The sequence below is a fragment of the Streptomyces sp. NRRL WC-3549 genome (assembly GCF_000721935.1).
Taxonomy (GTDB): domain Bacteria; phylum Actinomycetota; class Actinomycetes; order Streptomycetales; family Streptomycetaceae; genus Streptomyces.
Map to the genome: position 1 here is coordinate 17889 of NZ_KL585443.1, position 7584 is coordinate 25472.

A 7584-nucleotide genomic window follows, 5' to 3' on the forward strand; every position below is an offset into this window, starting at 1 on the left:
CGAGCCGCTGCCCCTCCTCGGCGGGGACCCGCGGGGAGAGCGACTCGGGGCGGTTGTCGTACTCCTCCACCCGCAGGTCGAACACCTCGAGCGCGGGCTCGTCCATGTGCATGATCCCCCTGTCCAGATCCCAGTCGAAGCAGCCCATTCGGTTCAGGGCGAGGCTGAGATCCGGGTGGGCGGGCCAGTCGTCCGGGAGTGACAGGGCACCCGCAACCCGATCATCCATGAACGACACTCTGCCATCATTTGTCTGGTTTATCGACTGAGCATCTACCATTGAACGCGTTCAAGAAGAGCCCTAAGGTCAGACCCGACAGCGATTGAACGTGTTCAAACAATTGGGTGACGGGGGGGCGTCGTGCCGGTACTGGTCGGTTTCGTCGTGATGCTGGGGATGCTGGCGGTCGTCCCGGCCGGTCTGGGGCTCGTCGCCGACCCTGCGCTCGCACGGGTGCGCCGTCTGTGGCCCGTGTTCGCGATCCCCGGCGCCGTGTGCCTCTGGCTGCCGCGCGGCGCCGCCGCGACGGCCCTGGCCGCCTGCTACGCGCTGGGGGCACTGCTCCTGGCGGCCCAGGCTCCGAGGCGCCTCGCACGGACCCGCAGCGCACGCCCGGCGGAGATCGCCCTGCTCACCGCGCTGGTCACCCCGTCGGTGGCCGCCCTCGCGCTGGTCGCCGAGCGCTCGGGGCACGAGCTGTTCGGATTCGGGCTCGGCGTCCTGGCGCTCACCGTGCCGCACTTCCACTTCGCCGGATTCGCCGCCGCGCTCGTCGCGGGCCTGGTCTGCCGGGCCGGGGACGACGGGGCGACGGGCCGGTTCGCCGCTTGGAGCGTCCCGCTGGGCACCTTGCTGGTGCTGGCCGGATACTTCGTCGGAGACCTGGCCGAGCTGGGCGGGGCCGTCGTACTGACCGCCGGCATGTGGGCGGTCGCCGTACTGTCCCGGCGCACCGCGCGTCGCCCGGGCCCGGACCGCGTCACACGGATCCTGCTCACCACCTCGGCCGCCGTACTCGTCGCGACCATGCTGCTCGCACTGAGCTGGGCGCTCGGCGAGGCCACGGGGCTTCCGCACCCCGGTCTGACCTGGATGGCGGCCACGCACGGAGTGGGCAACGCGCTGGGCTTCGCCTGCTGCTCGCTGCTCGCCCTGCGCCGGCTCCAGGACCGCACCGTCCCGAAAGGCAGGACCGCATGACCACCCTGACGTACCCGGAGGTCGGAGCCACCCGACTGGGGCCGCTGCCCGAGGGCTACCACCACCTGCACCACCGGACGGCCGTCGGCCGGGGGCGGTCCGACTTCGAGGCCGCGGCCACCGCGGTCACCGAGTGGCGGATGCACCGGGCCTCCGGGGCCCGGGTGCACGCCTCCGCCGCGCGGGCCGCCGCCCAGGTCGCCGTCGCGGTGTCGCTCGGCGCCGGCCCCCTCCGCGTCACCGCGCACTGCGAGGTCGTCTGGGCCGAGTACGACGCCACCCGCACCGGCTTCGCCTACGGGACCACCGAGCGGCACCCGGAACGGGGCGAGGAGTCCTTCGTGGTCGAACTGGCCGACGACGGGACGGTCTGGTTCACCGTGACGGCCTTCTCCCGGCCCGCCACCTGGTACACCCGGCTCGCCGGCCCCCTGGTGCCGCTCCTGCAGCGCCTGTACGCCCGCCGACTGGGCGACACGCTGCGGCGCAGCCTGGCCGGCGGCTGATCCCGTCCGATACTGGAGCCGATGCAGTGGTTCACCGCAGACGGCTACTGGCTCAGCCGACTGGTCTTCCAGCGGGCCCTCGCCGTCGTCTACCTGGTCGCCTTCGTCTCCGCCGCGCTCCAGTTCCGGGCGCTCATCGGCGCACGGGGCATGCTCCCCGTGCCCGAACTGCTGCGCCGCACCCCGTGGCGAGCGGCTCCCGGCCTCTTCCGGCTCCACTACTCCGACCGGTTCTTCGCGGCGGTCGCCTGGTCGGGCGCCGCGCTCTCGCTCGCCCTCCTCGCGGGTGCGGACGGGTACCTGCCCCTCTGGGCCGCGATGACGCTGTGGGCGGTGCCGTGGGCGCTCTACCTGTCGATCGTCCAGGTCGGACAGGTCTGGTACGGCTTCGGCTGGGAGTCGCTCCTGCTGGAGACCGGGTTCCTGGCCGTCTTCCTCGGCAACGGGGACACGGCAGCGCCGGTGCTCGTGCTGTGGCTGCTGCGCTGGCTGCTCTTCCGGCTGGAGTTCGGCGCCGGGATGATCAAGATGCGGGGCGACGAGTGCTGGCGCCGGCTGACGTGTCTGGATTTCCACCATGAGACCCAGCCGATGCCGGGACCGCTGAGCTGGTTCTTCCACCATCTGCCGAAACCGGTGCACCGGGCGGAGGCGGCGGCCAACCACGTCACCCAGCTCGTGGTGCCGTTCCTGCTGTTCACCCCGCAGCCGGTGGCGGGCGTCGCCGCCGGACTGATGGTCCTCACCCAGCTCTGGCTGGTGCTGTCGGGCAACTTCGCCTGGCTGAACTGGCTGACGATCGTCATCGCGCTCTCCGCGATCGACTGGACGCCCCTGGCCGGACCGCCGCCCGCGCAGGCGGCGCCGCCCGTCTGGTACGAGGTGCTGGTCATCGCCGTTACCGCGCTCGTCGTGGCGCTCAGCTACCGTCCGGCGCGCAACCTCGTCTCCCGCAGACAGGTGATGAACCGGTCCTTCGACCCGTTGCACCTGGTCAACACCTACGGGGCGTTCGGGAGCGTCAGCCGGACGCGCCTGGAGGTGGTGGTGGAGGGCACGGACGAGCCGGTGATCCACGAGGGCACCCGGTCTGTCGAGTACGGCTTCCGCGGCAAGCCGGGGGACCCGGGCAGGCTGCCCCGGCAGTTCGCGCCGTACCACCTGCGGCTCGACTGGATGATGTGGTTCGCCGCGCTCTCCCCGGCGTACGCGCGCTCCTGGTTCGGGCCCTTCGTCGAGCGGCTGCTGCGGGGCGACCGGGACACCCTGCGGCTGCTGCGCCACAACCCGTTCCCGGACGGTCCTCCCGCCCATGTCCGGGCCAGGCTCTTCCGCTACGAGTTCACCGATCGGCACGCACTGCGGACGACCGGCTGCTGGTGGCGCCGGACGTACGTACGGGACTTCATGCGGCCGGTGGCACGGCCGGTGCCGCTGCGCCCTCCCGGGCAGCCGTGACACGACGAGGACCGGGCCCCGCGTAAGGGGGGCCCGGTCCTCGTTGTGTCGCCGCCTCGGCGGCCAGCGGTCAGTCGATGCCTGGCAGGATGTGCGGCTCGGCGAGGTCGTCCTCGTAGCCGGCCAGTCTGATGGGGGCGGACCGGGCCCAGACCTCGATGTTGCGGAGCTTCTCGGGCCGGGCGGACCGCTCTCCGGGATGGGCGGCGGGGTGCTGCTCGCTCTGGGTCATTTCAGGTGTCACCGCGGACTCCTTTGTGTCGCGTAGCCCCGGGGCGGTGGCGACGCTGCGGCTGTGAGAACCGTGTCGACCGCCCTCGGCGGGGCAGGGGCAGAAACAGTTCGGTCGCGGTGGCGCCGTTACGGGGCGGGGACGGCGGTCTGCTTGAAGACCTGTCCCAGGACGGCCCTAGGAAGTTTCGTGGATTCCTTGGTGGCGTCCGTTCGCTCCAGCGTAACCAAATGAGCGGCCTCGCGCTCGACAGAACGTGTGGCCCGGGTCACTTTCGGCCAACGGGCGGCCTCCGACGGGCGCGAGGGAAAGGGGCGGCGCGCCCGGAGTCCGGGGCGCGCCGCCGTGCGTCTCGCGGGTCACCAGTTCCCGGGCGCGTAGTCCTTCAGGAAGCAGCCGTACAGGTCCTCGCCCGCCTCGCCGCGCACGATCGGGTCATAGACCCGGGCGGCACCGTCGACCAGGTCGAGGGGGGCGTGGAAGCCCTCCTCGGCGAGGCGCATCTTGTCGGGGTGGGGCCGCTCGTCGGTGATCCAGCCGGTGTCGACGGCCGTCATCAGGATGCGGTCCTTCTCGAACATCTCCTGGGCGCTGGTGCGGGTCAGCATGTTCAGCGCGGCCTTGGCCATGTTGGTGTGCGGGTGGCCCGCCCCCTTGTAGCCGCGGCCGAAGACACCCTCCATCGCGGAGACGTTCACGACGTAGGCACGCTCGGCGGCCGTCGCCGCCATCGCCGGACGGAGCCGGCTGATGAGGATGAAGGGGGCCGTGGAGTTGCAGAGCTGGACTTCGAGGAGCTCGATCGGCTCGACCTCCTCGACGGTCTGGATCCAGCTGTTGGTGTCGTGCAGGTCGGGCACGAGGCCGCCCGCGTCGATCGCGGTGCCGGCGGCGATGCGGGCCGGCGAGGCGGATCCGGTGACCAGGGCGAGGCCGGTGACGTCGCCCGCCGTCAGCCCCTGGCCCTCCGTGCGGGCCGCCGGGATGGCGGCGACCCGGTCGACGGTTCCGCTGTTGAAGGTGCCGATCACCTGGGCCTCGGGCAGCTCACCGGCCGGCAGCGGGGCGGACTCCGCGTGCACCAGCTCTCTGTAGGCCTGCGGGGAGCGGCGCACCGTCTGCGCGGCGTTGTTGATCAGGATGTCCAGCGGTCCCTCGGCTGCGACCGAGTCGGCGAGCGCGACGACCTGCGCGGGGTCGCGGAGGTCGATGCCGACGACCTTCAGCCGGTGGATCCACTCGCCGCTGTCCGGCATCGCCTTGAAGCGGCGGATCGCGTCGTTGGGGAAGCGGGTGGTGATGGTGGTGTGCGCGCCGTCGCGGAGCAGTCGCAGGGCGATGTACATGCCGATCTTGGCCCGGCCACCGGTGAGCAGGGCCCGGCGGCCTGTGAGGTCGGTACGGGCGTCGCGCCGGGACCGGTTCTCCTGGGCGCACGGCTGGCAGAGCTGGTGGTAGAAGGCGTCCACCTCGACGTACCGGGTCTTGCAGATGTAGCAGGACCTGGGGCGCTGGAGGATGCCGGCGATCTCGGCGGTCGCCGAGGAGGAGGGGAGCACGCCCTGCGTCTCGTCGTCGATGCGCTCGGCGGAGCCGGTCGCGGTGGCCTCCGTGACGGCCTTGTCGTGCGCGGTCTTCGCGGCACGGCGCTCCTGGCGGCGGCGCTGCTTGACCGTGCGGTAGATCCCCGCGGTGGCCCGCCGCACGGCGATGGCGTCGGGGTGGTCGACCTCGATGGTGTCCAGCTCGTCGAGCACGCTCAGGCAGACGGCCAGCCGCTCGGGGTCGATGCCTGGACCGAACCCGTCGGTACCGGGAGCGAGCTCCGGGCTGTCCTTCGTCACCGTCATGGCCGTTCCTCTGTCACTCGTCACTCGTGCCGCTTGTCGGGCTTCGGTGGGCAGGAGTCCGGCCGGGAGCCGGCGAGGGCAGGCGCGCACGGGCCGGAATGCCCCGGTCAAGTCTGCCATGAGTCGCACGCGGCCCTGTTCGGGCCGTCAGGCGTTCTCCTGCCGCGCGGAGAGCGGCGCGGCGATGTCCTCCAGGGGCTGCCGTTCGGCCGCGACCGCGAAGAAGAGGGCGACCAGTCCGCCCGCCACCATCAGGGAGGCGCCGATGCAGAACGCCAGGACGGTGTCGCCGACGACGCCGCTCTGGGTGAGGTCCGCGAAGATCAGCGGGCCGGTGATGCCTCCGGCCGCGGTGCCGACGGCGTAGAAGAAGGCGATGGCCATGGCCCTCGTCTCCATGGGGAAGACCTCGCTGACGGTCAGGTACGCGGAACTGGCACCGGCGGAGGCGAAGAACAGGACCACGCACCAGCACCCGGTCATGGTGACGGCGGTCAGCGTCCCCGCGCCGAACAGCGCGGCGGTGCCGAAGAGCAGCACGCCGGAGAGGATGTAGGTGCCGGAGATCATCGGTTTGCGGCCCACCGTGTCGAAGAGCCTGCCCAGGGAGAGGGGCCCCAGGAAGTTGCAGAAGGCGATGACGGCGAAGTAGTAGCCGGTGGCACCGCTGGAGACGTCGAAGAACTTCACCAGGATCGAACCGAAACCGAAGGTGACGGCGTTGTAGAGGAAGGCCTGGCCGATGAAGAGGGCCAGGCCGAGCACGGCACGCTTGGGGTAGGAGCGGAAGACCGTGCGGGCGATCAGGCCGAAGCCGATGCTGCGGCGCTGCCGCACGGTGATCTCCTGCTCGGCGGGCGGCAGGGCGCGGCCGGTCTCCTTCTCGACCTCCTGCTCCACCCCTTCGACCAGTTCCTCCGCGGCCCGGTCGTGGCCGTGGATGAACATCCAGCGCGGACTCTCCGGGACGTGGCGGCGCACCAGCATGATGACGAGTCCGAGGACCACGCCCAGCGCGAAGGTGAGCCGCCAGCCGATGTCCTTGGGGAAGATGTCGGTGTTCAGGGCGAGCACGGAGAGCAGTGAGCCGGCCATCGCGCCGAGCCAGAAGCTGCCGTTGATGATGAGGTCGACGCGGCCCCGGTACTTGCTGGGGATCAGCTCGTCGATGGCCGAGTTGATCGCCGCGTACTCCCCGCCGATGCCGAAGCCCGTGAAGAAGCGGAAGAGGAAGAACCACCAGGCCGAGAACGAGACGGCGGTGAGCGCGGTGGCCGCCAGGTAGACGGCGAGGGTGATGAGGAAGAGTTTCTTGCGGCCGAAGCGGTCGGTGAGCCAGCCGAAGACCAGCGCGCCCGAGCAGGCACCCGCCACGTACAGGGCGGCGGCGATGCCGGTGACCTGGGCGTCGGTGATGGGCAGTCCGCTGCCGTCCTCGGAGAGCCGGCTGGCGATGTTGCCGACGACCGTGACTTCCAGGCCGTCCAGGATCCACACCGTGCCGAGGCCGATCACGATCATCCAGTGCCACCGCGACCAGGGCAGCCGGTCCAGGCGCGCCGGGATCCTGGTCGTGACGGTCCGCCCGTCCGTCGTGCCGGTGCCGCTCATGGGGCCTCCTCAGGCTCTCCGGAAAATCCACAGGTGCCCTGAATGAGGCCTGACTCACACATCTCTCGCCGACCTCATCGGACAAATCAACACGAAATATGACGAAGCATTACTTCTGTTGGCCGATCGAGGGAGTCTTCTCCCGGCGGATTCCACCGGGAGAAGAACACCTTGACTTCGGTGGGCATGACTTCCGCGAGCCGGGGAAGGTGCCGGTCGATACACCGGATCCAGGGAGGGTGACACCATGACGGCCATGTCAGTGCGGACCACCGAAGCGATCGGCACGGCGGTACCGCGGTGCGACGGGGCGGACGCGGGTTCCCACGAGGCCGCCCTTCCGTGGATCGAGGACGCCGGGAAGGTCGCCCCGCAGGACGCCCGGGCGCTGTCGAAGCACTTCTTCGACCGGCTCCAGACCCTCGAAGAGGGCACCCACGAGTACCAGTACGCGCGCAACACCCTCATCGAGATGAATCTCTCACTGGTGCGCTTCGCCGCCTCGCGGTTCCGCAACCGCGGCGGGGACGACACCGAGGACATCGTCCAGGTCGGCACGATCGGTCTGATCAAGGCGATCGACCGGTTCGACCTGACGCGCGAGGTCGAGTTCGCGACCTTCGCCGTCCCCTACATCGTCGGTGAGATCAAGCGCTTCTTCCGTGACACCACCTGGTCCGTCCATGTGCCGCGCCGGCTCCAGGAGCTGCGGGTGGAGCTCGCGAA

General features: G+C 70.7%; 7 protein-coding genes and 1 pseudogene. 4 read left to right on the top strand and 4 right to left on the bottom strand.

Annotation, left to right across the window (positions count from 1 at the left end):
* Nucleotides 1–229: pseudogene (locus IH13_RS0133925) on the bottom strand (protein phosphatase); the annotation flags it as partial.
* A 132-nt stretch (nt 230–361) separates the two neighbouring features.
* On the opposite strand from IH13_RS0133925, the gene IH13_RS0133930 reads away from it, so the two are divergent.
* Genes IH13_RS0133930 through IH13_RS0133940 form a run of 3 tightly spaced genes read left to right on the top strand, consistent with a single transcriptional unit; the run spans nt 362 to nt 3165 of the window.
* Nucleotides 362–1201: a YndJ family protein gene (locus IH13_RS0133930; protein ID WP_031090627.1), complete on the top strand. Its 840-nt coding sequence runs from the start codon at nt 362–364 to the stop codon at nt 1199–1201.
* A complete protein-coding gene (locus tag IH13_RS0133935; RefSeq protein WP_031090630.1) occupies nt 1198–1707 on the top strand; it encodes a DUF1990 family protein in 510 nt (169 codons plus the stop codon). The genes IH13_RS0133930 and IH13_RS0133935 overlap by 4 nt, the downstream gene beginning before the upstream one ends.
* Before the next feature lie 21 nt (nt 1708–1728).
* Nucleotides 1729–3165 (top strand): lipase maturation factor family protein, encoded by a 1437-nt coding sequence (locus tag IH13_RS0133940; protein ID WP_031090632.1) that lies wholly within the window; start codon nt 1729–1731, stop codon nt 3163–3165.
* A gap of 70 nt (nt 3166–3235) precedes the next feature.
* Here IH13_RS0133940 and IH13_RS43745 read toward each other — a convergent pair whose 3' ends face one another.
* From IH13_RS43745 to IH13_RS0133955, 3 genes are all read right to left on the bottom strand, one after another.
* Nucleotides 3236–3409: a hypothetical protein gene (locus IH13_RS43745; RefSeq protein WP_158791465.1), complete on the bottom strand. Its 174-nt coding sequence runs from the start codon at nt 3407–3409 to the stop codon at nt 3236–3238.
* Nucleotides 3410–3756: 347 nt separating this feature from the next.
* A complete protein-coding gene (locus tag IH13_RS0133950) occupies nt 3757–5247 on the bottom strand; it encodes an SDR family NAD(P)-dependent oxidoreductase (RefSeq protein ID WP_031090634.1) in 1491 nt (496 codons plus the stop codon).
* Nucleotides 5248–5394: 147 nt separating this feature from the next.
* Nucleotides 5395–6858 (bottom strand): MFS transporter, encoded by a 1464-nt coding sequence (locus IH13_RS0133955; protein ID WP_031090636.1) that lies wholly within the window; start codon nt 6856–6858, stop codon nt 5395–5397.
* A 247-nt stretch (nt 6859–7105) separates the two neighbouring features.
* Here IH13_RS0133955 and IH13_RS0133960 point away from each other — a divergent pair.
* A partial coding sequence (locus tag IH13_RS0133960) for a sigma-70 family RNA polymerase sigma factor (RefSeq protein WP_031090638.1) occupies nt 7106–7584 on the top strand: 479 nt, incomplete at its 3' end.

Coding starts and splice junctions, on each gene's coding strand:
- IH13_RS0133935 (WP_031090630.1), top strand. CDS start 1,198: ATGACCACCCTGACGTACCCGGAGGTCGGAGCCACCCGACTGGGGCCG.
- IH13_RS0133940 (WP_031090632.1), top strand. CDS start 1,729: ATGCAGTGGTTCACCGCAGACGGCTACTGGCTCAGCCGACTGGTCTTC.
- IH13_RS0133950 (WP_031090634.1), bottom strand. CDS start 5,247: ATGACGGTGACGAAGGACAGCCCGGAGCTCGCTCCCGGTACCGACGGG.
- IH13_RS0133955 (WP_031090636.1), bottom strand. CDS start 6,858: ATGAGCGGCACCGGCACGACGGACGGGCGGACCGTCACGACCAGGATC.